The organism is Curtobacterium sp. CFBP9011 (assembly GCF_034045095.1).
Lineage (GTDB): Bacteria > Actinomycetota > Actinomycetes > Actinomycetales > Microbacteriaceae > Curtobacterium.
In genome coordinates, this window is the sequence record NZ_JAXCWN010000005.1 from 241,723 (window position 1) to 265,684 (window position 23,962).

General features: G+C 73.0%; 25 protein-coding genes. 13 read left to right on the plus strand and 12 right to left on the minus strand.

Annotated features, from left to right (window positions below; all coding sequences use genetic code 11):
• Positions 1-20 precede the first annotated feature (20 nt).
• Positions 21-530 (minus strand): mycothiol transferase, encoded by a 510-nt coding sequence (locus tag SOM35_RS12550; RefSeq protein WP_320515642.1) that lies wholly within the window; start codon positions 528-530, stop codon positions 21-23.
• 26 nt (positions 531-556) lie between these two features.
• Positions 557-1,087 (minus strand): MarR family winged helix-turn-helix transcriptional regulator, encoded by a 531-nt coding sequence (locus SOM35_RS12555; RefSeq protein WP_320515643.1) that lies wholly within the window; start codon positions 1,085-1,087, stop codon positions 557-559.
• Between the two features lie 259 nt (positions 1,088-1,346).
• On the opposite strand from SOM35_RS12555, the gene SOM35_RS12560 reads away from it, so the two are divergent.
• From SOM35_RS12560 to SOM35_RS12575, 4 genes are all read left to right on the plus strand, one after another.
• Positions 1,347-1,940, plus strand: a complete 594-nt coding sequence (locus SOM35_RS12560) for a hypothetical protein (protein ID WP_111074930.1) — start codon at positions 1,347-1,349, stop codon at positions 1,938-1,940.
• Between the two features lie 78 nt (positions 1,941-2,018).
• A complete protein-coding gene (locus tag SOM35_RS12565; RefSeq protein WP_320515644.1) occupies positions 2,019-3,314 on the plus strand; it encodes a S24/S26 family peptidase in 1,296 nt (431 codons plus the stop codon).
• Between the two features lie 63 nt (positions 3,315-3,377).
• Positions 3,378-4,547 (plus strand): exonuclease SbcCD subunit D, encoded by a 1,170-nt coding sequence (locus SOM35_RS12570; protein WP_320515645.1) that lies wholly within the window; start codon positions 3,378-3,380, stop codon positions 4,545-4,547.
• Positions 4,547-7,600 carry an SMC family ATPase gene (locus SOM35_RS12575; protein WP_320515646.1) on the plus strand — a complete coding sequence of 1,018 codons (3,054 nt, stop codon included), beginning with the start codon at positions 4,547-4,549 and terminating at the stop codon, positions 7,598-7,600. Before SOM35_RS12570 ends, SOM35_RS12575 begins: the two co-directional genes overlap by 1 nt.
• 51 nt (positions 7,601-7,651) lie before the next feature.
• On the opposite strand, the gene SOM35_RS12580 is transcribed toward SOM35_RS12575, so the two are convergent.
• Both SOM35_RS12580 and SOM35_RS12585 read right to left on the minus strand, forming a co-directional pair.
• Positions 7,652-7,828 (minus strand): hypothetical protein, encoded by a 177-nt coding sequence (locus SOM35_RS12580; protein ID WP_181439253.1) that lies wholly within the window; start codon positions 7,826-7,828, stop codon positions 7,652-7,654.
• Complete coding sequence (locus SOM35_RS12585; RefSeq protein WP_320515647.1) at positions 7,825-8,631, minus strand: class E sortase; 807 nt, start codon at positions 8,629-8,631, stop codon at positions 7,825-7,827. The genes SOM35_RS12580 and SOM35_RS12585 overlap by 4 nt, the downstream gene beginning before the upstream one ends.
• A gap of 135 nt (positions 8,632-8,766) precedes the next feature.
• Here SOM35_RS12585 and SOM35_RS12590 point away from each other — a divergent pair, with 135 nt between their 5' ends.
• Entirely contained in the window at positions 8,767-9,258 is a 492-nt protein-coding gene (locus SOM35_RS12590; RefSeq protein ID WP_320515648.1) for a GNAT family acetyltransferase, read from the plus strand.
• Between the two features lie 48 nt (positions 9,259-9,306).
• On the opposite strand, the gene SOM35_RS12595 is transcribed toward SOM35_RS12590, so the two are convergent.
• The gene (locus tag SOM35_RS12595) at positions 9,307-10,263 is read right to left on the minus strand and encodes an EamA family transporter (protein ID WP_320515649.1); all 957 of its coding nucleotides are present in this window, start codon (positions 10,261-10,263) and stop codon (positions 9,307-9,309) included.
• A gap of 36 nt (positions 10,264-10,299) precedes the next feature.
• Between SOM35_RS12595 and SOM35_RS12600 the strand changes: the two genes are divergently transcribed.
• From SOM35_RS12600 to SOM35_RS12625, 6 genes are all read left to right on the plus strand, one after another.
• The gene (locus tag SOM35_RS12600; protein ID WP_320515650.1) at positions 10,300-11,454 is read left to right on the plus strand and encodes a CPBP family intramembrane glutamic endopeptidase; all 1,155 of its coding nucleotides are present in this window, start codon (positions 10,300-10,302) and stop codon (positions 11,452-11,454) included.
• 9 nt (positions 11,455-11,463) lie between these two features.
• Positions 11,464-13,323, plus strand: coding sequence for a DNA helicase RecQ (gene recQ / locus SOM35_RS12605; protein WP_290157648.1), 1,860 nt, complete (start codon positions 11,464-11,466; stop codon positions 13,321-13,323).
• Positions 13,324-13,396: 73 nt separating this feature from the next.
• The gene (locus SOM35_RS12610) at positions 13,397-14,137 is read left to right on the plus strand and encodes a lysophospholipid acyltransferase family protein (protein ID WP_320515651.1); all 741 of its coding nucleotides are present in this window, start codon (positions 13,397-13,399) and stop codon (positions 14,135-14,137) included.
• A 100-nt stretch (positions 14,138-14,237) separates the two neighbouring features.
• Positions 14,238-14,705 (plus strand): hypothetical protein, encoded by a 468-nt coding sequence (locus SOM35_RS12615; RefSeq protein ID WP_320515652.1) that lies wholly within the window; start codon positions 14,238-14,240, stop codon positions 14,703-14,705.
• Between the two features lie 228 nt (positions 14,706-14,933).
• Complete coding sequence (locus tag SOM35_RS12620) at positions 14,934-15,680, plus strand: M23 family metallopeptidase (protein WP_320515653.1); 747 nt, start codon at positions 14,934-14,936, stop codon at positions 15,678-15,680.
• 118 nt (positions 15,681-15,798) lie between these two features.
• The gene (locus SOM35_RS12625) at positions 15,799-16,641 is read left to right on the plus strand and encodes an NAD(P)-dependent oxidoreductase (RefSeq protein ID WP_320515654.1); all 843 of its coding nucleotides are present in this window, start codon (positions 15,799-15,801) and stop codon (positions 16,639-16,641) included.
• Positions 16,642-16,750: 109 nt separating this feature from the next.
• On the opposite strand, the gene SOM35_RS12630 is transcribed toward SOM35_RS12625, so the two are convergent.
• Together SOM35_RS12630 and SOM35_RS12635 are read right to left on the minus strand one after the other, a co-directional pair.
• A complete protein-coding gene (locus tag SOM35_RS12630; protein WP_253467369.1) occupies positions 16,751-16,939 on the minus strand; it encodes a hypothetical protein in 189 nt (62 codons plus the stop codon).
• A 59-nt stretch (positions 16,940-16,998) separates the two neighbouring features.
• Positions 16,999-17,505, minus strand: coding sequence for a MarR family winged helix-turn-helix transcriptional regulator (locus tag SOM35_RS12635; RefSeq protein ID WP_111074943.1), 507 nt, complete (start codon positions 17,503-17,505; stop codon positions 16,999-17,001).
• A gap of 208 nt (positions 17,506-17,713) precedes the next feature.
• Here SOM35_RS12635 and SOM35_RS12640 point away from each other — a divergent pair, with 208 nt between their 5' ends.
• Positions 17,714-18,604, plus strand: coding sequence for an alpha-E domain-containing protein (locus tag SOM35_RS12640; protein ID WP_320515655.1), 891 nt, complete (start codon positions 17,714-17,716; stop codon positions 18,602-18,604).
• A gap of 42 nt (positions 18,605-18,646) precedes the next feature.
• On the opposite strand, the gene SOM35_RS12645 is transcribed toward SOM35_RS12640, so the two are convergent.
• The gene (locus SOM35_RS12645; protein WP_414648571.1) at positions 18,647-20,005 is read right to left on the minus strand and encodes an MFS transporter; all 1,359 of its coding nucleotides are present in this window, start codon (positions 20,003-20,005) and stop codon (positions 18,647-18,649) included.
• Positions 20,002-20,466 (minus strand): MarR family winged helix-turn-helix transcriptional regulator, encoded by a 465-nt coding sequence (locus tag SOM35_RS12650; RefSeq protein ID WP_320515657.1) that lies wholly within the window; start codon positions 20,464-20,466, stop codon positions 20,002-20,004. The genes SOM35_RS12645 and SOM35_RS12650 overlap by 4 nt, the downstream gene beginning before the upstream one ends.
• Before the next feature lie 173 nt (positions 20,467-20,639).
• On the opposite strand from SOM35_RS12650, the gene SOM35_RS12655 reads away from it, so the two are divergent.
• Positions 20,640-21,392 (plus strand): SDR family NAD(P)-dependent oxidoreductase, encoded by a 753-nt coding sequence (locus SOM35_RS12655; protein ID WP_111074947.1) that lies wholly within the window; start codon positions 20,640-20,642, stop codon positions 21,390-21,392.
• Positions 21,393-21,509: 117 nt separating this feature from the next.
• On the opposite strand, the gene SOM35_RS12660 is transcribed toward SOM35_RS12655, so the two are convergent.
• Genes SOM35_RS12660 through SOM35_RS12670 form a run of 3 tightly spaced genes read right to left on the minus strand, consistent with a single transcriptional unit; the run spans position 21,510 to position 23,926 of the window.
• Positions 21,510-22,451, minus strand: a complete 942-nt coding sequence (locus SOM35_RS12660; RefSeq protein WP_320515658.1) for an acetamidase/formamidase family protein — start codon at positions 22,449-22,451, stop codon at positions 21,510-21,512.
• Positions 22,452-22,502: 51 nt separating this feature from the next.
• Positions 22,503-22,772: a hypothetical protein gene (locus tag SOM35_RS12665; protein ID WP_290157665.1), complete on the minus strand. Its 270-nt coding sequence runs from the start codon at positions 22,770-22,772 to the stop codon at positions 22,503-22,505.
• Between the two features lie 11 nt (positions 22,773-22,783).
• Positions 22,784-23,926: an inorganic phosphate transporter gene (locus SOM35_RS12670; protein WP_221852499.1), complete on the minus strand. Its 1,143-nt coding sequence runs from the start codon at positions 23,924-23,926 to the stop codon at positions 22,784-22,786.
• Positions 23,927-23,962 lie beyond the last annotated feature (36 nt).

The following is a 23,962-nucleotide window of genomic DNA, read 5'->3' on the forward strand; positions in this document are numbered from 1 at the left end:
GCCTCCCGTCCGTCTGTGCGTCAGCGGTTGAAGAACAGCACCCCGCGCGCGTAGCCGGCCTGTCCGGCGTGCTGGACGCAGTCGTCGAGGATGCTGACGAGGCGGGTGCCGACCGTCACGGGCGGGTCCCAGGCCTCGTCGACGACGGTGTCGAGGTCCTCGGGCGACAGCGTGTGCAGGTAGGCGGCGGTGCGCTCGTGCACCGCGCCGAGGTAGCCGTTCAGGAGCTCCGCGGACGCCCGGACACGACCGACGTCGTCACGGGACATGCCGTACCCGAGCGCCTCGGCGGGGAACGGCAGGCCGAACCGCTCCACCCAGCCGTCGGCGGTCCAGACCTGCTCGGAGTCGGCGAGGTCGGCGATCTGGGCGTCCTGGCCGCGCGCGATGTGCCAGGCGAGCCAGGCGAGCGTGTTCGCACCGGCGGCCGGGCGGGAGGCGAGCTGGTCCTCCGACAGGCCGTCGACGGCACGCCCGACGGTCTCGGGGACGCGGGAGAAGGCTTCGACGAGGAGTTCGGCGGGGGTCATGTCCCCGACGCTACGCCCGCCCGGGTTCAGACGCTGGTGGCTCCGGAGTGACGCTCGAGTGCCGTGCCGAACAGCGAGAACTGCGTCGCCAGTCGAGCGCGGTCGGCCGGGGCGACGACCTCGCGGACCGCAGCCGACCAGACCGCGCTGATCTGCTGCGCGACGGCCGCACCCGAGGGGGTGAGGTGCAGCAGCACGCTCCGGCGGTCGGCTGGGTTCGGGCGCCGCTCGAGGTGTCCGTGCCGCTCCAGACGGTCGATGAGCGAGGTGGTCGCTCCGGTCGAGAGCCCGAGGTACTCGCCCGCCTGCTTCGGGGTGGCGCCGCCGGTGGCCGTCTCGAGGAAGAACACCAACCGGGTGTCGGTGGCGTTGAGTCCCCGGGCGGCGCTCTCGCGGCTCAGCACCCGCGCGTTCTGGGTCTGGAAGCGACGGAACGCTGCCATCAGGTCGGTGAGGTCGTCGCCGTCCCCGGTCGCCGCGACCACGGGTGAGGTGGGGGCCGCACCGGGGAGCGGGGCGGCGAGGAGGAACGGGGGCTTCGAGGGGGTTTCCGACATGCGGGGGAGGAGCTCTTCTCGGGCGAGGGCGCGGGCGGGTGCGGGTGCTGACGGAGGGCCGCGAGGCGGACGCCGTGCTCGTCATCATCCGCTCGGGCCGGTGCCCCGTCCACCCCCAGGAGAGGGGGTGTCTCTTTCCTTGTGAGCAGCACGCCGGCGAAGTAACTTGACCGTCGTACCACCTCGGCACGTAGCGCGACCAACCACCGCGGGCCCGGCCGGACCACCGATCAGACAACTTCTCCTCAGGAGCACCGCCATGTCCTCTGTCACGCCTCGTGCTGCCCGCCTCGCCGCCTGGATCGCCATCCCGGTCGCCCTCATCGCCTCCGGCGCCGTCGTCTCGACGGCCTCCTACTCCGCCTTCTCGGCGACGACCGTCAACCCGACGAGCAACTGGAACGCGGGCAGTGTCGCCCTCTCCGACGACGACTCGAACACTGCGCTGTTCAACGCCACCGCGCTGAAGCCCGGGTCGACCGGCTCCAACTGCATCACCGTCACCTCCACCGGGACGCTGCCGTCCGCGGTGAAGCTCTACGGCACCGGTGCCGCGACGACCAACGCACTGTCGGGCTCCATCAACCTCACGGTCGAGCAGGGCACCGGCGGCGGCTTCGGGTCGTGCACCAACTTCGTCGCCGCCACGACCGGCGGCACGGTGTTCTCCGGCACCCTCGCGTCGTTCGGCTCGTCGAAGACCGACTACTCGACCGGGGTGGGCTCGTGGGCGCCGAACGGTGCCGGCACGCAGGTCTACAAGATCACGTACACGGTGCCGACCAGCGCGCCGAGCTCGGTCATGGGCGGCACCGCTTCGCTCGGGCTCACCTGGGAGGCCCAGAACTCCTGAGGGGCCCCGAACTCCTGAGCGGACCGGCGCCCCGGCGTCGGACCCCGCACCACACACAGGCCCCGGTCGGAGGCAGTCATGGTGAGCAGCGACGTCAGCGGTGGGTCCACCCCGCAGACTCGTGCCCGTGTCGCCCTCGACTGGGGCCGTGTCGTCGTCGCGACCTGCGCACGCGGCCTCGTCGTCACCCTGCTCGGACTCGCGCTCTGGGCCGCGGCACCCGCCGCCATCGGCTGGTCCCCGACCACCGTGATGTCGGGCTCGATGGCACCGCGGCTGATGCCGGGCGACGTCGTCGTGTCCCGCCCGGTCGCGTCCGACCAGGTGAAGGCGGGGCGTGTCCTGCTCGCGGACGACCCGGACCAGGACGGGCTCCTGCGGATGCACCGGTACGTCAGTGACGGCCCGGAGCGCACGATCATCACCAAGGGCGACGCGAACCCGCAGTCTGATTCGACACCTCTGCACCGCTCAGCCGTGCACGGGGTCGGGTACCTCCGGATCCCGTACGTGGCCGCGCCGATCGTGTGGGTCCGGACCGGCGAGTGGGCCCGGGTCGCGGTCGTCGTCCTCGGCTTCGTCGCGCTCCTCGTCCTCTGCCGGGCCGACGGACCGATCCGGCGACGCAGCGAGGCAGCGGCAGCCGGCAGTGACGAGCCGGACGGGCCCGGTGGGCCGGACGGGCGCGGCGGACCCGAGGGGCCCAGTGGCGACGCCGGCGGACCGGGCACGCGCGCACGGGGCGGACGGGAGGCGCGGCACCGCGCCGCCACGGGCCTCCCGTCCGGCGAGTCCCACCGGACCGCGACCGTCGTCGGCTCCGGTGCCGCCCCGGGGCGGCGGGCGGCACGGGTGCAGGCCGCGGCGCAGCACCGGGAGCGACAGCGACACTTCCGCCGGGGCAGCGGCGTCGCCGTGGTCGTGACGGCAGCGGTGGTCGCGGCGCTCCTGCCGGGGGCCGCGGTCGCCGCGCCGTGGACCGCACGGACGGTCAACCCGGGCGTGCAGCTCGCGACGCTCCGTCCCACCGTCCTCTCGTCGTTGAAGTGCACCTCGAACACCTCGCCCCTGGGTGTGAAGACCGCCACGGTCTCCTGGGTCGCGACCGGTGGTGATGCGCCGGTCCGGACCGAGCTGATGAGCGGCTCCACCGCCGTGGCCGGCGTCACCGGGACCACCGCGTCAGCGACGGGGACACCGCAGTCGTTGACCCTGACGGGCGGCAGCGGGCTGTCGCTCGGGGGCTCCACCGTCCTGACTCTGCGCGCGGACTACGGCGCCGGATGGACGGTCGCCGCTCAGGGCACGACCACGGTCACGGTCCGGACCTTCACCATCGCCGGCATCGGCGCCGCCGCGGAGTGCGTCGCCTGACCGTCCTCCACCGGTCCCGCACGGCGTCCCGGGATGTCCGCGGCGGCCGTTACCGTGGCTCGCATGCGGATCCTGCACACGGGCGACTGGCACCTCGGACGCACGCTGCTCGGTGCCGACCTGCTCGAGCACCAGGCGGTCTTCCTCGACCACCTGGTGCGGGTGGTCCGCGAACGCGCGGTCGACCTCGTGGTCGTCGCCGGCGACGTGTACGACCGGGCGATCCCCCCGGTCGAGGCCGTCCGGATGCTCTCGCACGTGCTCGAACGGCTGTCCGAGACCGCGACGGTCGTCGTGACGCCGGGCAACCACGACTCCGCGGTCCGCCTCGGGTTCGGCGCCGGGGTGATGAGCGACCGCGTCCGGATCCTCGCCGAGCCGTCCCGGCTGGCGGAACCGGTGCTCGTCGACGCCGACGACGGAGGCGGTCCGGTCGCGGTGTACGGCCTGCCCTACCTGCAGCCCGACATGGTCCGGTACGCGCTCGCGCCGGTGCCGGACGAACCCCTCACCCGCTCGCACCAGGCCGTCGTCGGAGCCGCGATGGACCGGGTCCGTGCCGACCTGGCCGGCCGTCCGGGCACCCGCTCGGTCGTCGTCGCGCACGCCTTCGTCGGGGGCGCCCTGGCCAGCGACAGCGAGCAGGACATCCGCGTCGGCGGGGTCGACCGTGTCGCCGAGTCCACCTTCGACGGCGTCGACTACGTCGCCCTCGGACACCTGCACGGCCCGCAGCGGGTCGGGGCCGGAGACCGCATCCGGTACGCGGGCTCCCCGCTGGCGTTCTCGTTCGGCGAGCGGAACCACACCAAGTCCGTGACGCTCGTCGACCTGGCGGCGGACGGCACGGTCACCGTCGAACTCCTGCCGACCCCGGTGCCCCGACCCCTCGTCGACGTCCGCGGCACCATCGAGCAGATCGAGTCCGGGGTGTTCGCCGAGCACGTCGACGCCTGGGTCCGCGTCGCCGTGACCGACACCGTGCACCCCGAGCGGCTGTACGCCCGCGTGAAGGAGCGCTTCCCGCACGCGCTCGCCATCACCCACGAGCCCGCCGACGCCCCGGAACGCTCCGCCGCCCGAGCGGTGAGTGCGACCAGCGACCCGGTGGAGGTCGCCGCGGACTTCGTCACCTACGCCACCGGCGGTGCCCCGGACGACGTCGAACTCGCGATCCTCCGCGACGCCTACGAGTCCGCGGCCGCCGCCCTGGCCGAGCAGGGAGCACGCTGATGTACCTGCACCGCCTCGAGCTCCGGGCCGTCGGACCGTACCCGGACCTGGTGTCGATCGACTTCGCGTCCCTGGCCGCCTCCGGGGTGTTCCTGCTCGAGGGGCCGACCGGATCGGGCAAGTCGACCATCATCGACGCCGTCGTCTACGCCCTGTACGGCGGGCTCGCGGGCAGCGACGCCAGCACCGACCGTCTGCACAGCCAGCACGCCGACCCCGCGGTCGAGCCGTTCGTCGACCTGGTGTTCGAGACGAGCGCCGGCGTGTACCGCGTCCGCCGCACCCCGCCGTACGACCGCCCGAAGCAGCGGGGAACCGGCACGATCCGGCAGCAGTCCTCGGCGCAGCTGGTCCGGCTGGCCGACCCGTCGGACCTGGTCGGCGAGCCGATCTCGCACCGCGCGCCGGAGATCGGCGTCGAGATCGCCCGGGTCATCGGGCTGAACCGCGACCAGTTCCTGCAGACCGTGGTCCTGCCGCAGGGCGAGTTCCAACGGTTCCTCCGCGCTCCGGGCGAGGACCGCCGGAAGCTCCTGCAGTCCCTGTTCGGCACCGCGATCTACGACCGGACCGCCGACGAGCTCGCTGCCCGACGCCGGACGGCCGTGGCGGAGGTCGAGGCCGCGGACGCCCGGGTGCGCGACGCCCTCGGGCGCTTCCAGCAGGCGTCGGGGAACGACGACGCCGACGAGTCGACCGCGCCGGACGTCGTCGCGGGACTGCGGGGGAGCGCCACCGCACTCGAGCAGGCCCGCACCCGGGCACGTGCCGACGCCGAGCACGCCGTCGCCCACCTGCACGACGTGACCACCCGGCTGGCCGCCCTCGACCGGCGACGCGGACTGCTCGCCCGGCAGGACGCGCTGGCGGCGGACGCTCCGACGATCGCCGGACACCGGACCGCCCTGGGCCTCGCCGACCACGCCGCCGTGGTCGTGGCCGTCGCGGACGGCGCCGCCGCTGCCGAGGACCGTCTGACCGCCCTGGTCGGGGAACGCTCGGCCGTCCGCGACCGGCACGACGTGACCGACCACGCACCGCGGGACACCTCCGACCGGCTCGCCGCGGTCCGGTCCGAGGCCCGCCACCTGGTCGACCTCGAGCAGTCGCTCGACCAGCGTGCCGCCGCCGTGCAGTCGGCGACATCCGACCTCGAGCGGACGCAGACACGGCTCGCCGAGGCCGCCACCGCCCTCGCGGCACGTCCGGACGAGCGTGCCGCGATCGTCCTCGACGCCGAGCGGTGCGCCGAGTCCGTCGCCGACACCGGTGCTGCCGAACGCGCGGTCGAGACGGCCCGAGAGCTGGCGGATCTGCTCGCCGCGCGTCGGGTCGCCGCTGAGCGGACGTCGGACCGAGCCGCCGCGGTGACGACGGCCGCCACCCATGCCTCCGCCGCCCTCGCCACCGAGAACGACCTGCGCGCCCGACGCATCGCCGGTCTCGCCGGTGAGCTCGGTGCCGCGCTCGTCCCCGGTGACCCCTGCCCGGTGTGCGGCGCCGTCGAGCACCCCGCCGTGGCACGACCGCAGGACGACCACCCGAGCGCCGAGCAGATCGACACCGCCGCGGTGGCACGCGCCGAAGCCGAGCGTGCCCTCGCCGCCGCGACGGCCGACCACGCCGTCGCCCAGGCCGAACTCGTCCGGCTGACCGAGGCGGTCGGGGAGCACGACGACGACTCGGTGGCCCGGCAGCGCGCCGAGGCCGACGCACGCCTGGCCGCCGCCCGCGCCGCGGCTGCCGCGGTGCAGGAACACGGACGACAGCTGCAGGCCCACGACCGCGCCACCCGTGCGCTCGAGGACGACCACACCGAGCTGGTCACCCGGAGCCGGCTGCTCGCCGACCGGATCGAGGGGGACCAGGTCCGCCTCGACGAGGATCGGGCCCGGGTCCAGGACGCGCGCCGGACGGTCGGTGCGGTGGTCGAGCAGGCCCGGACTGCGGGTGCGGGTGCCGAGACGCTGGCTGCGGCGGACCGGGACGCCGATGACGGTGCCACCCTCGCCGAGGTCATCGCCGGGGTCGACGCCCTGGTCGCCGTCCTCCGCACCGTCGCCGACCTCGACGACCGGGTGACCGCCGCCGAGCGGGACGTCGCCGACCGCAAGGCCGAGGTGGACGCCGCACTGCAGGCCCAGGGCTTCACGGACGTCACCGCCGCCCGGACCGCTGCGCTCGGGCGCGCCGACGCCGACCGGTTGCGTGCCCTCGTCGCGGCGGCCGACCGTGAGCAGGCCGTCGTGGAGGCGGGGCTCGCCGAACCCGCGGTGGTCGCAGCCGCGGCAGACGCAGCCGCAGCAGCCGCCGCTGCCGATGCGGCAGCCGTGCTCGACCGGGACGCCGCACAGGCCGCACGGGACGCCGCAGCCGCCGCCCTCGACGACGCGACCCGGGCTGCTGCCGCCGCAGCCGACCGGGCGGCCGCCGCCGACAAGTGCGCCGCAGACCTGTCTCGGGCCGTCCGCGCCCGGGACACCACGAGCGCCGAGAGCCGGGCCGTGGTCCGCCTCGCCGACATCGCGGCAGCGAACACGAACGTGAACCCGACCGGCATCACCCTCGGCACCTACGTGCTGATGCGCCGCTTCGAGGACGTCGTCGCCGCGGCCAACGACCGGCTGCGGGCGATGCTCGCCGGCCGGTTCACCCTCGAGACGTCCGACGAGCGGGAGACCGGCAACCGGGCCCGTCGAACCGGGCTCGCACTCGCCGTCCGCGACCACCTGACCGACAGCACGCGAGACCCGCGCAGCCTGTCCGGCGGCGAGACCTTCACGTTCTCGCTCTGCCTGGCGCTCGGGCTCGCCGATGTGGTGCAGGCCGAGGCCGGCGGGGTGTCCCTCGGCACGCTGTTCGTCGACGAGGGGTTCGGCACGCTCGACCCGGAGACGCTCGACGACGTCATCGGCCAGCTGTCCCGCCTGACCGCCGGCGGACGCCAGGTCGGCATCGTCAGCCACGTCGAGGAACTCAAGCAGCGGATCCCGGAGCGGATCGCGGTGCGCCGGACCCCCGAGGGTGGTTCGCGCGTGACGACGACGGTCTGAGCACCGGGAGCGGTCAGACCGTCGTCACACGGCACGTCGGCAGCCGGGGCGTCAGGGGTGCGGCGTCGAGTCCACGGTGCCGTCGGGCGGCGGCAGGATGTCCGCCGCGATCCACGGGAACACCCACGTGAAGAGCACGAACACGATGGCGACGAGCAGCACGAGCAGCTCGAGCACCTTCAGTGCGGTGGGTCCGGGCAGCACGCGCCAGACGAGGGGGAAGATCACTTGGCGGCCTCCGTCAGTTCCTTCGGCGTGCCGTCGGACGCCTGCATCCAGTAGTCCATCTTCGCGTGCACGATGTACCGCTGGGCGGCGGACCACATCGGGTGGCAGGCGGTCAGGGTCAGCCAGCGGTCCTCGGCGGACGGCTCCACGCCGGGCTTGTTCGGGACCGGGGCGATGGTCTCGATGTGGTCGGGCGTGACGATCTGGCTGTCGGTGACCTTGTAGACGTACCAGACGTCGAACTTCGTCTTGGCGTCGGTCACACGGACCACGATCGGGTCGCCGGGCTTGAGGTCGGCGATCTGGTTGAGAGGCTTGCCGTACGTGACACGGTGGCCGGCGACGGCGAAGTTGCCCTCGGCGCCGGGCATCGCGGTGTCCTGGTAGTGGCCGAGTCCGATGGTGTTGAGGACCTTCTCGCGGTCGGTGCCCTCGCCGATGGGACGGTTGTAGTCCGACCCGAAGCGCGGGATCTGCATCGTCCCGAACACCGTCGACAGCCCCGGCGGTTCGCTCAGGACGGGAGCGGCGTCGCGGCGCTCGGTGCCGACGATCTTCTTCGGCTCCGGCTGGTCGAGCGTCTGCACGAGCTTCGACTGCTCGTTCACGGCGACGACGTCGGTCCACCAGGCGGTCCACACGACGTACAGACCGGTGCCGGCACCCGCGATGATGAGGAGTTCGGCCAGCAGGGCGACGAGCGCGCCCCCGACCGTCTGCCGTGGTCGCCGACGTCGGGGCCGTTCGGTGCCGTCGTCGTCGCGGGCATCGTGCCGCGACGGCATCGTGTCGTGAGAGGTCACAGGGGCTCCGGATCGGTGAGGTCGGCGCAGTAGGTCTATCAGACCACGACGACGGCCCGCTGCGGGCGTCTTCCACAGCCCGGTCCGCAAATCGGTGATCGATCCTCAGCCGTCGTCCTCGCTACCGTGGTGCGGATGGAGACCGTGATCCGTCCGTTCCGCCCCACCGACACCGAGGCCGTCGTCGCGCTCTGGGAGTCGTGCGGCCTGGTCCGCCCGTGGAACGACCCCCGCCGCGACATCGCACGGAAGGCCACCGTGCAGCCGGAACTCTTCCTGGTGGCGACCGACCGGGAGGCCGTGGTCGCCGCCGGCATGGCCGGTTTCGACGGGCACCGGGGCTGGGTCAACTACCTGGCGGTGTCGCCGGACCGGCAGGGGAGCGGACTCGGCCGGCGGCTGATGGCCGAGTTCGAGCGCCTGCTCACCGACCTCGGGTGTCCCAAGGTCAACCTGCAGGTCCGCGCCGGCAACGAGCAGGTCGTCGCCTTCTACGAGGCGCTCGGGTACGCCGACGACCACACGGTCTCGCTCGGCAAACGCCTCATCTCGGACGACGATGCCGACGCCCGTTCCAACGACGGGACCGACGCCCGCACCGGGCCCGGGATCGCCGCCGCGTCCTGAGCCGATCCGCAGGAGGACTGTCAGGCACCTCCCGGTGGACCCGGGCGGTCAGGACACCGCGAGCCCGACCGACGCCGCGAACGCCAACACGATCCCGGTCGTCTGCAGCGCGGTCAGCCGTTCGCGCAGCACGATGCCGGCGAGCACCACGGTGCCGATCGGGTACAGCGCGTTGAGGACGCTGATCACCGGCAGGGTCGACGGGTCATCGCTCGAGTGCAGGCCGGCCTGGATGAACACGTTCGCCATCGCGTCGAACACCCCGCAGCCGATCACCACGAGCACCAGGGCCCGCGTGGGCCGCACCCGCCCGGGCTGCACCTGCCCAGGCCGCACCCGCCCGGCCACGGGGCGGACGTCCGGCGTCGTCGTGGCGGCGGGCGTGCCTCCCGGCCGTGTGCCGACCCGGCCACCCAGCCGCAGGGTGACGAGGGCCGCCGCACCGAGGAGCACGACCTGCAGTGTCCGGGCGACCAGCAGGGTCGCGACCCCGGAGTCGGGCGGCGAGGCGTCGTACCCGAGCACGACCCCGCCGAAGCCGCACCCGGCGACCGCGGCGGTGACGACCCCGCGGAGGGTGAGGCGGGCGCCTCCCGGATCGGGGACCGCGGCGACGAGCACCACGGCGACCACCGCGACCACGAGCGCGACCACCCCGAGCGGCGACAGCACGGTGCCGCGGACGAGCGCGACGACGACCGGGACGACCGCGGAGAAGACGGCGGTGAGCGGGGACAGCACACTCATCGGCCCGATCGCGAGGGCCGCGTAGAGCAGGAGGACGCCGACCGCGCCGGACAGGCCCGCCACCACGCCGGCAACGACGGCCTGCTCGGAGAACCGACCGCCAAGGACCGCGAAGCCGACCAGCAGCGGGACCAGGCCGACCAGGGCCGCGACGGCCGCGACGCGCACCGGCCGGACCCGACGGGACGCCAGCCCACCGAGGAAGTCGGCGGCCCCGTAGACGAGGGCGCCACCCAGGCCGAGCAGCACGGTGATCACGGGTCCCATCCTGCCCGCACCGGTACTCTGCACGGCGTGAGCGTTCCCTACCACCGGTTGCCCCGTGTCGATGCGAACTGGCGGTGGTGGCGGCCACTGGTCGCCGTGGCGGTGTTCCTCGGCTTCTACCTGGCGTCGCAGATCGTCATCGCGATCGCGTACTTCGTGCCGATCGGCGCGCAGCGCGGACCGGCCGGGCTCACCGACCTGACGGAGAAGCTGTCTTCCGGCGCGCTCGACCCGACCGACCCGCTCATCCTGTCGCTGACGCTCGTGTCGCTCGTGGTGCTGCTGCCGGCGATCATGCTGTCCACGAAGATCGCCGGGCTCGGCCCCTACGGGCTGCTGTCGTCGGTCCGGACCCGGGTCCGCTGGGGCTGGCTCGGCTGGTGCCTGCTGCCGCTCCTGGTGCTCGCGGTCGTGATGTTCCTGTTCCAGGGCGCCGGGTACGTCGCGACCGACGGCGGCCTGCACTGGAACACCGCGGAACTCGGGCAGTCGACCGTGACCCTGCGGACGCTGACCCTGACGATCCTGCTGGTGGTCCTGCTGGTGCCGTTCCAGGCCGCGGCCGAGGAGTACGTCTTCCGCGGCTTCCTCATGCAGACGATCGGCTCGTGGATCCCGCTCCGTGCGGTCGGCGCCGTCGTCGCGGTCGCGGTGTCGACCGTGCTGTTCGCCGTCCTGCACGTGCCGAACGGCTACAACATCTGGGGCATCCTGGACGTCGGCTCGTTCGGACTGGTCGCAGCCGTCATCGTGCTGCGGACCGGCGGGCTCGAGGCCACGGTCCTGCAGCACGCGCTCAACAACATCATGATCTTCGTGCTGCAGGCCCCGGGCTGGTCGCAGGTCGACCTGACCGGCGAGGGGTCGCAGGGCAGCTGGCAGGGGTTCGTCGTGACGCTCGGCACCTCGCTGCTCTACTGGGCACTCGTCGAGCTGACGGCGTGGTGGCGGAAGCTCGACCGCCGGTTCCCCGGGCAGGAGGCGCCCCGGTTCCGTGGGCAGCCGCCGCTCTGGGCGGGTGGCCGGCAGTGGCTCCGGCCGGGAGGCGCGGGCTGGTCGGGTGTGCCGGCGCGCGGCCACGAGACGGGGGCGTCCGGCGACCCGGTGCTGGTCGGGTCGGGTGCGGGCGGGCCGGCGGCGTCGGCTGTGGACAAGTCCGGTGGTGTCGGCACGCGGCCGTAGGCTCGTCGCATGAGTTCGAGTGGTGTCGCTGCGCCCGGAACCGAGGCAGCTGGGCCCCGGTCCGCTGCGCTCGACGTGCTGCAGCGGGTCTGGGGCTACGACGCCTTCCGCGGTGAACAGGCCCAGATCATCGACCGCGTGGTCGCCGGCGGGGACGCCCTCGTCCTCATGCCGACCGGCGGCGGCAAGTCGCTCTGCTACCAGGTGCCCTCGCTCGTCCGCGACGGCATCGGGGTGGTCGTCTCCCCGCTGATCGCTCTCATGCAGGACCAGGTCGACGCCCTCGCCGCCAACGGTGTGCGAGCCGCGTTCCTCAACTCCACGCAGGGACCGGACGAGCGCGCCCGGGTCGAGCGGGACATCGTCACCGGCCAGGTCGACATGCTCTACCTGGCACCCGAACGACTGAAGATCGAGTCCACGCGTTCCCTGCTCGACCGGGCCCGGATCGCGCTCTTCGCGATCGACGAGGCGCACTGTGTGGCGCAGTGGGGGCACGACTTCCGCCCGGACTACCTCGAGCTCAGCGTGCTCCACGAACGCTGGCCGGACGTCCCCCGCATCGCGCTGACGGCCACCGCGACGCCGCAGACCCACCGCGAGATCTCGGCTCGGCTCGGGCTCGACGACGCCGCGCACTTCGTCGCCGACTTCGACCGGCCGAACATCCAGTACCGGATCGAGCCGAAGACGGGCGCGATGCAGCAGCTGCTGACGTTCATCCGCACCGAGCACAGCGGCGACGCCGGCATCGTCTACTGCCTGTCCCGCAACTCGGTCGAACGCACCGCGGCGGCCCTCGTGCAGCAGGGCATCGCCGCGCTGCCGTACCACGCGGGCCTCGACGCCCGGGTGCGGGAGCGGAACCAGGCCCAGTTCCTCCGCGAGGACGGCATCGTGATGGTCGCCACCATCGCGTTCGGCATGGGCATCGACAAGCCCGACGTCCGCTTCGTCGCGCACCTCGACATGCCGAAGTCGGTCGAGGGCTACTACCAGGAGACCGGGCGTGCCGGGCGTGACGGGCTGCCCTCCACCGCGTGGCTCGCCTACGGGCTGAACGACGTCGTGCAGCAGCGCCGCATGATCGACCAGTCCGAGGGGGACGCCGCGCACCGACGGCAGCTCAGCGCGCACCTCGACGCGATGCTCGCCCTGTGCGAGACGATCGAGTGCCGCCGGGTGCGCCTGCTCGCGTACTTCGGGCAGGAGTCGTCGGCGTGCGGCAACTGCGACACGTGCCTGGCGCCGCCGGAGTCCTGGGACGGCACGGTGCCCGCGCAGAAGCTGCTCTCCACCATCGTGCGGCTCGACCGCGAGCGCGGCCAGCGCTACGGCGTCGCACACCTGGTCGACATCCTCACCGGCAAGCAGTCGCCCCGCGTGACCGAACTCGGGCACGACTCCCTGGCCACGTTCGGCATCGGGCAGGACCTGTCCGACGCCGACTGGAAGGCCGTGGCCCGACAGCTGCTGGCGCAGGGGTACGTCGCGGTGTCCGGCGACGGGTACGGCACGCTCGTCCTCAGCCCGACGAGCGCCGAGGTGCTGGCCGGCCGGGTCGAGGTCCGGATGCGCCGCGACCCCGTGAAGACCCCGCGAGCCGGTCGGAGCCGTCGCACCGCCGTGGTGTCGGACATGCCGCAGGAGGCGATGCCGCTGTTCGAGTCGCTGCGGCAGTGGCGTGCCGGGCAGGCGCGCGAGCAGGGGGTCCCCGCGTACGTCGTGTTCAACGACGCCACCCTGCGTGGGATCGCCGCGGTGAAGCCCGCCGACCTCGACGAGCTGTCGGAGATCTCGGGCGTCGGTGCGGCGAAGCTCGAGTCCTACGGGCGGGCCGTCCTCACCGTCGTGGCGGCCGCCGTCTGACCCATGCCGCTCGGGGCATGTCACCCCCGGGCCCGTCATTACACTCGGTACCTCCCGCCCACCAGGAGGCCGTGTGTCCCGTTCGACGAAGCCCGCCACCGTGCTCGGGCGCGCCGTGGTGGCGCCGCTCGCACGACTGCTGTGGCGGCCCGAGGTGGTCGGTCGGAAGAACGTCCCGAAGCGCGGTCCGGTGATCCTGGCGAGCAACCACCGGTCCTTCATCGACTCCCCGACGATCACGCTCCTGGCGCCGCGCAAGGTGTCGTTCCTCGCGAAGCAGGAGTACTTCATCGGCACGGGCTTCCGCGGCGCACTGTCGCGCGCGTTCTTCTCCGGCATCGGTGCGATCGGCGTCGAGCGGGGTGCCGGAGCCGCCGCGCAACAGGCCCTGGACCTCGGGCTCGCGCGGCTGGAGGCGGGCGAGGCCTTCGCGATCTACCCCGAGGGCACCCGTTCGCTCGACGGTCGGCTCTACAGGGGCCGGACCGGGGTGGCGTGGCTCGCCCTGACGAGCGGGGCGCCGGTGGTCCCCGTCGCCCTCACCGGCACCGAGCACGTGCAGCCCGTCGGGTCGCGGGTGCCCCGGCTGGCCCGGGTGCGGATCGAGTTCGGCGAGCCGATGGACCTGTCCGGCTTCGGTGCCGCGAGCTCGGGCCGTGCGCGGCGTCAGGCGACGGACGCGGTCACGGCGGCGATCCAGGCCCTCAGCGGTCAGGAGCCGGCCGGCGTCTACAACGAGCCGCCGACGACGATCGTGGAACGGGTCAAGCGGATGCTGCACCACGACGACCGCGGGGACGCGCAACCCGACTGACGCGCACTATTGCATATGTGAAATACGCATACTATGCTCGATCCGGCTCGTCGGGATCAGCATCGACGAGTCGCCCGAATCCGCCAGGGAAAGGCCCGTCATGTCCTCCACGCCCCTCTTCGACGCGATCGCCCGCCGCAGTGCGCAGCCCGGCGCTGCCCCGTCTGCCCCGACCGCCCCGTCTGCCTCGACCGCCGCGTCCGCCCCGACCGCCGCCTCCGCCCGGACCCACGCGCCCACCACGATCGCTCCGTCGGCCTCGACCGCGCCGGCAGTCCATCTCGACGCACCGGCCGGTCTGACCGTGCCCAGTGCCGACGTGGCCGCGGTCCACGGTCCCGCGACCCCTGTCCCGTCGTCGCCGCTCGCCGTCGTCCCGGCGGACCTGGTCGAGATGATCGACGGGATCCCCGCGAGCCTCCGCGCCTCCCTCGCCCGTGAGCACGTCGTCTGCCAGGAGCAGCTGCCCCTGGTCGAAGCGGTCGTCGACGCCGTGACCCGCGCGGTCGTCGACGCCGTCGCGATCGAGGTCGAGCGGATCGTCGCCAGCGGCGTCGTCCGCGGCTGAGCCGGAGACGTGTCGTCGTCCATCCCGGTGCAGTACGGGTCCCGTCGGGCCCGTCGCACCGCAGAGGCCCTCCCGGGCACCAGTCGATCGCACGCCGGCCGACCGGATGCCAGCCGGCCGCAGGCCCACCGATCCGATGCCAGCCGACCGCAGGCCCACCGATCGGGCGCCCGTCGTTCCAGCATCCGTCCACCGCGACGGTCGGCGGGGAGCGCCGCGCACCGGCCGATGAGCCGGCCGCACCGCCGGTTCCGGCCCGGGGTCGCGCTGACGGTCTCACTCGTCCGGGCATCGATCGTCGCCGCGGCGCACGACGTCCGACAGCACTGCTGGGCCCGTCGTGGCCTCGCACTGACGTCGATCGCCCTCGCGGCCTGCCTGGTCGTCACCGACACCGCGCCCCGGTCGGCGATCGCCGCCCCGGTCGAGGCCCTCGCCCCGGGCCCGCCGAACCAGGACTTCCGGGTGCACGGGACCGCCCCGGACACCACGGCCCGCGCGGACTTCACCGTGGTGGGACGGACCACCGACGGGGTGGTGCTCGCCCGGACGCCCGGGTCGACCGTCGCCGTGGCCCGTCCGGTCGCGGGCACGATCCCCTCGGCCGGCAACTTCGGTGGTCGGAACGTCGCCGGGTGCGCCGCGTGTTCGACGAGTCACCAGGGCACCGACTTCGCCGCCGCGAGCGGGACGCCGGTCGTCGCGGTGATGTCCGGCACCGTCGAGTCCGCCGGGGTGTTCGGCGGCTACGGCAACCAGGTGCTGCTCCGGCACCCGGACGGCACCCAGACGCGCTACGGACACCTCGCGGTCATCGGCGTCCGACCCGGTCAGACGGTCGGGGTCGGGGAACGCATCGGCGCGGTCGGCAGCACCGGGGTCTCGACCGGCCCGCACCTGCACTTCGAGGTGATCCTGGGTGGCCGTCCGGTCGACCCCGAACCGTGGCTGGCCGCGCGGGGTCTCCTGCACTGACGGGCGTTCTCCGCCGTCCCTCCACAGGTGGTCCGCTGCTGCGTCAGCGTCCCGAGAAGCCGCGTAGCGTCGACCCCGTCGTGGCACGGAGCCACGCGGTGAGGAGACCACGGTGCGCGTGTCGGTGTTGGGAACCGGAGCGATGGGAGCAGGCGTCGCACAGTCGCTGCTCCGAGCGGGGCACGACGTCACGGTGTGGAACCGCACCGCGGACCGCGCCCGGCCGCTCGGCGAGCACGGCGCGGCGGTCGTCACCGACGCTGCCGAGGCGGTGTCCGGGGCCCAGGTCGTCCTGCTGACCCTGTTCGACACCGACGCGGTGGTCGATGTCCTCGAGCACGCCGCCGGTGACGCTCCGGAGGACGCCGTCTGGGTGCAGGCGTCGACGATCGGGGTCGCCGGCACCGAGACCGTCGTCCAGCTCGCCGCGAAGTACGGCATCACCCTGGTCGAGGCGATGATGCTCGGCACCAAGGCCCCGGCCGAACAGGGCAAGCTCACCATGCTCGTCGCCGGCGCTGACCAGTCGGTGTCGCTCGTCGGCCCGGTGCTGGACGCGATCAGCGCGAAGGTCGTCCGTGCGGGCGACCAGGTCGGACAGGGCACGGCGCTCAAGCTCGCCGCCAACGCGTGGATCGCGTCGATCACCGCTGCGACGGGGCAGTCGCTCGCCATCGCCCGCGCGCTCGGACTCGACCCGCAGCTGTTCCTCGACGCGATCGACGGCTCGGCCAGCGACTCGGCCTACGCCCACACCAAGGGCGCGGCGATGATCGCGGGGGAGTACCCCGCGCAGTTCGCACTCGACGGCCTCCGCAAGGACATCGGCCTCATCACGGATGCGGCACGGGGCGCGGACGTCGACACGACGCTGCTCGACGCCCTCGGCCGCGTCTACGCCGAAGCCAGCGCGGCCGGACACGGCGGCGACGACATCGCGGCGGTCGGCACCGCGTTCTGACCGGCGCCGGTGCGGACCGGAGACGGTCCGCACCGGCGACGACGAGTTCGGGAAGACGACAGGTCGGGCGAGACGACGGGGCCGGAGAGCCGTCCGGTCCGGGGCGGGGTCAGGCGCGGCGGAACAGATCGCGCAGCCGCCGGGCGAACCGGCTGACCGACTCGTCGTTCAGCGTGTTCGCGAGGTCGAAGGCCTCCCGCGTCGGATCCGCTCCGTCACGGATGCGCCGGAGCGCGGCATCGGCCCGGGCGCGGGCGTCGAGCTCGGCCGCGGGCATGTCGTCCTCGGGCTCGCGCATCGTCTCAGCGTACGCCGGGGTCCTCGGCGGCCGGCCTGACGGAGAGTTCGCGCTCCGGCTCAGTCCTGGTCGAGGTCGGTGTCGTCGACCGCGCCGGCCATCTGCTGCAGGAACGCCACGACGACGGCCATGTCCTCGGGCGGCAGGTGCTGGGCGACCTCGACGGCCCGGGAGTCCAGGTCACCGATGACGGCCAGGGCCCGACGCATCGACTTGCCGGTCGCGGTGAGGATGACGCCGCGTCGGTCGCCCGGGTCCGCGTGCCGCTCGACGTGGCCGGAGCGGACGAGCCGGTCAACGAGCGCCGAGGTCGACGCTGCGGTGATGCCGAGGCGCTCCGCGAGTTCCTTCGAGTTGACGGTCCGGCCGGAGGTCTCGGCGTCGACGAGCACCCGCAGGGCCATCAACGCGTTCTCACCGATCCCGAGTTCCTCACGCACGCGACGCTGGGCAGAACTCTCGGCAGTGCGGTACCGACGCAGGGCGTTCAACACGTCCACTGCGTCGACCCGGGAGTCCTCGCCGTACCAGAACCCCGGGGCTGCTGTCGTCACCTCGGAAGTCATACGGACAATGCTAGACGCTCTAGTTAGTTTGTCTAGCGAGCGTGATGACTTGCACGCTCAGCGTCCAGGGTGCGGCCAGGCGGCGTCCCCCGAACGCCCGCAGGACTGACTTCCGCTCATCCTCGCGGTCCGACGCAACACCGGTGACGCGGCTCGGAAACACCCCGGCAACGAGCCCTCAGTAGGTTCGCCGCATGCAGGAGTCGCCGTGCTGAACCGACTCGCCAGGAGCGTCCACAGTGTCGGGGGCGCGGTCGAGCGGACGGACGTCGTCGCGCGCCTGCTCGACGTGCACCTGGCACGGCGGGACCCGTCGTCCGACGACCCGGGCGTCGGGCGGGACCTCCGGACCGTGGTCGGGGCGGCGGTGCTGCCGGATGCCGACCTCAGTCCGGCGGCGACCCTCGACGCCCTGGCCCTCGACCGCCACGAACCGGCGTCGATCGCCGCGGCCGTCGCCGTCGCACGGGACGACGCCCGTCGGGCACGGGACGTCGTGTCCACCGAACTCTGGGACTGCCTCAACACGACGCGCTCCCGGCTGCCGCGGAAGATCGTCGGCGAGAAGGCGCACGAGTTCCTCGGCTGGGTCCGCGAGCGCAGCGCCCTGGCCGTCGGCGTGGTCGACGGGGACGTCAGCCGCGACGAGGTGTGGGAGTTCTTCACGCTCGGCCGCTCCCTGGCCCGCTTGACCGTGACCGCACGGATGCTCGCCTCGGACCTGCTCGACCCGGGCTCGGCGACGTCGTGGGCAACCGCGCTCCGTGCCTGCGGGGCGGGGGAGGCGTTCCACCGGGAGTTCCGACACGGCAGCACCTCGGCGGACGCGGCCGCGTTCCTCCTGCTCGACGAGCACAGTCCCCGATCGCTGCTGTTCCTGGCCCGTCGCAGTGAGGGGTGCCTCGACGACCTGGTCGGCGTGCACCTGGCGGACGAGGTGCAGGCGTTCGGCGCGGCCCGGGCCGAGCTCGAGACGGTGACGCCGGAGACCGCCGTCGACGCTGCCCGGACGGCGGGCTCGAGGCTGGCTGCGGCCGCGGAGGCGATCACTGCCGCCCTGGACCGCCGGGTGTTCACCGCACCGGAGCCCGCGCACTGACACGGGCCGTGTGCGACACGGGCCCGTGCACGGGCACGGGCTCTAGACCGGACTCGACCGTTCCACCACGGCCTCGTCGTGCTCCAGGTCCCGCCGCACGGCTGCCCGGGCGGCCCGTGTGCCCGGCGCCGGGACGACGACGGGCAGTGATCGGGTGACCGCCAGGTGCAGGCGGTTGTCCGCGTCGTAGCGCAGCCGGACGTGCTGGAACCGGACGAGCCAGACGAGCGCGATCGCCAGCGCGACGAAGCCCGACATCGCGCCGACCCCGATCGCCCACCGCGGCCCCCAGGCATCGGCGACCGCGCCGACGATCGGGGCACCGAGCGGGGTGCCGCCGGCGAAGACCGCCATGTAGAGGGCCATCACCCGGCCGCGCATCGCCGGCTCGGTGGTGGTCTGCACGAGGGCGTTCGCCGTGGTCATGAAGGTCAGCGAGGCGAGTCCGAGGAAGGCGAGCAAGATCGCGAACGTCCAGTACGTGGGCGCGAAGGCCGCGGCGGTGCAGGCGAGTCCGAACCCGCCCGCCGCGATGGTCAGCGTGCGCATCCGGGGGACCTCGCGCCGCGCCGACAGCAGGGCACCGAGCACCGATCCGACCGCCATCACCGAGTTGAGCAGGCCGAACTCGCCGGCACCGCGGTGGAACTCCACACGCGCCATCGTCGAGGTGAAGATCGCGAAGTTCACGCCGAAGGTCCCGACGACGAAGATCATGCAGAGCACCACGATGATGTCCGGTCTGGTGCGGACGTACCGGAAGCCCGCGATCAGCTGCCCCTTGCCGCGTGGGGCCCGTGCCCGGTCGGCGAGCTGCGCCGGGTCGACGAACCGCAGCGCGATGAGGACGGCCAGGAACGACCCGGCGTTGATGACGAACACCCACCCGGAGCCGATCGCCGCGATGAGCACACCGGCGACGGCGGGGCCGATGAGCCGGGCGGCGTTGAACGACGCCGAGTTGAGTGCGACGGCGTTCGAGACCTGCTCGCCCGTGACGACGTCGGACACGAAGGCCTGGCGGACCGGGGTGTCGAACGCGGCGACGACCCCGAGTGCGAGCGCGAACCCGTAGAGGGACCAGAGCGTCGCGGTGTCGGTGAGCACCATGACGGCGAGCCCGAGGCCGAGCAGCCCCATCAGTCCCTGCGTCAGCATGAGCATCCGCCGTCGGTCGAAGCGGTCGGCGACGAGCCCGGTCCAGGGGAGCAGGACGAGCTGGGGTCCGAACTGCAGCGCCATGGTGACCCCGACGGCGACGGCGTCGTCATGGGTCAGCTGGGTGAGGACGAGCCAGTCCTGGGCGGTGCGCTGCATCCACGTGCCGATGTTCGACACGAGGGCACCGGCGAACCAGATGCGGTAGTTGCGTCCCGAGAGGGACCGGAACATGGCACTCACTGGGCGGCGAGCCTCCGGAGGATGTCGGTGGCGGCGGTGAGGGTCTTCCGCTCCGCCGGGGTGAGGGCCGCGAGGCGCGGGGTGAGCCAGCCGTCGCGACGCTGCCGGGTCTCGGTGACCAGGTCGTCGCCCTCCGCGGTCGGGCAGAGCAGGACCTTGCGGCGGTCGTCGCCGTGGCCGTCCTTCGTGAGCAGGCCGCGGTCGAGGAGGGCCGTGACGGTCTTGGTCATCGATGGTGGAGTGACGCCCTCGCGGCGGCTGAGGTCGGCGAGGCTCATCGCGCCTTCGCGGTGCAGCAGAGCGAGGGCGGAGAACTGGGCGTCGCTGACGGTCGTGTCGGCCTTCTGCGCGCGCAGGGTCCGGGACAGTCGGTTCACGGCGATCCGGACGTCGCTGGCGAGCGAGGGGTCGGGCGACGGGCGACGACGCGCGGCGGTGGGGAGCGGGTCGGTGACGGTCACGAGTCGTTAGCCTAGCTCATTAGTTCAGCGAACGAACCGGTTCAGCCCGATCGTGCAGCGAACCGTCCACAGCCCGCCCGACGAACCCCCGGCCGACGGGCGTAGAGTGGGAGCCTGGACAACAGGTGTTGCCCAATCGACACGGGCCGGAAGGCACGGGAGGAGCAGGACAGATGAACGGGTTCGAGGGCAAGGTCGCCATCGTCACCGGTGGTGGCAGCGGCATCGGTGAGTCGATCGCGAAGGAGCTCGCGGCAGCGGGAGCCTCCGTCGTCGTCACGGACATCAAGCAGGAAGCCGCCGAGCGCGTCGTCGCCGAGATCGAGCAGGCCGGTGGCACCGCGGCCGCCGTCTCCGCGAACTCGTCGATCGCCGCGGACAACGAGCGTGCCGTCCAGTTCGCCGTCGACACCTACGGCGCCCTGCACCTGGCCGTCAACAACGCCGGCATCGGCGCGGCACCCCAGCCGATCGGCGAGTACGACGTCGCAGCCTGGGACCGCGTCCGCGCCGTCGACCTCGACGGCGTCTTCTACGGCCTGCGCTACGAGATCCCGGCGATCCTCGCGGCCGGTGGCGGAGCGATCGTCAACATGTCGTCGGTCCTCGGATCGGTCGGCCTCGCGAACAACGCCGCCTACGTCGCGTCGAAGCACGCCCTCGTCGGCCTGACCAAGGTCGCCGCGCTCGAGTACACGGCGAAGGGCGTCCGCACGAACGCCGTCGGCCCGGGCTTCATCGACACCCCGCTGGTCCGCTCGTCGCTGAGCGGCGACGAACTCGCCGGCCTCGAGGCGCAGCACGCCGCCGGACGCCTCGGCACCGACGCCGAGGTCGCCGCACTCGTCCTGTTCCTGCTCAGCGACCAGGCGTCGTTCATCAGCGGCAGCTACCACCTGGTCGACGGCGGCTACTCCGCGCACTGACCGGGAACCCGCGCGACGCGGGTCCGGACGGGAGGCCCGGCGGACGTGAGCAGACCCGCTCACGTCCGCCGGGCCTCCCGTCCGTCAGCCGACTGTCGCGTCAGCCGGCCGCCCGCGTCAGCCGGCCGCCCGCGTCAGGATCGCGTCCTGCGGGAGGAGCGCGTGCACACCCCAGGTGCGGTTCGCGACCTGGGTGACCCGCATGCTGACGGCGACGCTCGCCATGCCGAGCGCCTCGGCGCGTGTGATGTCGTACGTGCCGGCGATCCAGTCGACCATCCGGTCCAGCGCGATCGCGGTCGCCGCATTGAGGTCGGCGTCGAACCCGAACGTGATGCGTCCCGCCGGGGTGTCGGCGTGGATGCCGTCGACCGGGGCCTCGTCGAGCAGGGTCAGCGTCATGGTGGTCGTCATGCCGCACTCGACGGCGGTGCCGGAGACCTCGCCGTCGCCCTGGGCCGCGTGGCCGTCACCGACCGAGAGCAGCGCCTCCGGGACGGTGACCGGCAGGTACAGGGTGGCGCCGGCGACGAGCTCCCGGCAGTCGATGTTGCCGCCGCCGAGCGGCCGCGGGGGGATCGTCGAGTGCTCACCCGTCGCCTCCGGCGGCAGTCCGACCAAGCCCAGGAACGGAGCGGTCCGCACACCGAGCCCGAGCTGGTTGTGCGCCGTGCCCGCGGTCGGGTCGACGTCCCAGAGCACCGGGCCCCGCGTGGACGGGTCGGCCAGACCGAGGGCACGGTTCAGCGGGGTGTCCACGCCGCCCGAGCCGGTGTAACCCCAGTCGTCCGGCACCAGGTCGTCGAACCGGACCGCGAGCACCTGCCCGGGCCGAGCGCCGGTGACGGCGATCGGACCGAGCAGGCAGTGGCCGCGGCGGGAGGCGATGAGCGTCGGTGCCTCGGCTCCCGGCTCCGACAGCCGTTCGGTGTACCCGGCGGCGCTGAGGGTGTGGACCGTGACGGTGTCGCCCGGTTCGACGGTCAGCACCGGCGCTCGCTCGGCGGTCAGGACGTCGACGGCGGTGTCGGAGCTGGTCTCGATGCGGTGGTGGGTCACCGGCCGATCATCCCAGGCGCGGCTCCGGGCGTGCGGAGCCGGACGCCGGCGTCAGTGGAACTGCGGGATCGTCATCCAGATGCCGTACAGGACCGCCGCGATGCACAGCGCGAAGCAGACGCCCGCGCCCAGGTACGCGACCGGCGGCGTCGTGCCGGACCGCTGCGTCTCCTCGGAGTACTGCGTCTTCTCGCCCGCGGCGTCAGCGGGCTGACCGGTGCCGAGCAGTCGCAGCCCGAGCGTGTAGAGCAGCACCACGCCGACGGCGGCGACGAAGCCGACCCCCGCGACGGTGCCGATGGCGGTGAAGTCGATGTCCATCGGTGTCCCTCTCAGTTCCCGGCGGCCACGGGCTCGCGCTCCGCGGTGCCCTCGTGGACGTCGTCCGCGCTGATCGGCTTGCGCCGGGCGAGGAAGTAGAACGTGAGTCCGCCGGCCAGCGCCAGCAGTGCCACGACGACCAGGCCGATCGACGAGGTCGAGGCCAGCCAGGTCGCGAGTCCGCCGACGACCGCGGCCGACGGCAGCGTGATGACCCACGCGATGACGATCTTGCCGACGACGCCCCAGTGGACGTCCGCCAGCTTCTTGCCGAGCCCCGACCCGATGACCGACCCGCTCGTCACGTGCGTGGTCGACAGCGCGAAGCCCAGGTGCGAGGAGACCAGGATCGTCGCGGCCGAACTGGTCTCCGCCGCGAAGCCCTGCGGGGACTGCACGTCCGAGATCTTCTTGCCGACGGTCTGCATGATGCGCCAGCCGCCCATGTAGGTGCCGAGAGCGATCGCGAGACCGCAGGCCAGGATCACCCAGAGCTCCGGACCGGTACCGGCGCCCTGGTAGCCCGCGGCGATCAGGGTCAGCGTGATGACGCCCATCGTCTTCTGCGCGTCGTTCGTGCCGTGCGCCAGGGACACCAGCGACGCGGAGATCGTCTGCCCGTGCCGGAAGCCCGTCGCGGCACCGTGCGTGGTGGCGTTCTTGGTCAGGCGGTAGGCGAAGTACGTCGCGACCAGGGCGATCACGCCCGCGATGACGGGGGAGAGCAGCGCCGGCAGCACGACCTTCGACACCACCGTGGTCCAGTCGACCGAGTTCAGCCCGGCCCCGATGATCGACGCCCCGATCAGCCCGCCGAACAGCGCGTGCGTGGACGACGACGGCAGCCCGAAGTACCAGGTCGCCAGGTTCCAGAGCACCGCCCCGACCAGTCCCGCGAAGATCATCGTCGGCGAGATGTGGATGCCGTCCTGACCCTCGCGGATGATCCCCTGCGAGACGGTCTTCGCCACCTCGGTGGACAGGAACGCACCGACCAGGTTGAGCACGGCGGAGATGATGACGGCGGTGCGGGGCTTGAGGGCACCCGTGGCCACCGAGGTGGCCATGGCGTTCGCGGTGTCGTGGAACCCGTTCGTGAAGTCGAACACGAGGGCCACCACGATCACCAACACGACTGTGACGAGGACGTCCATGCGCGAGACGCTATGCCCCGGGGAGGCGACCCCGGG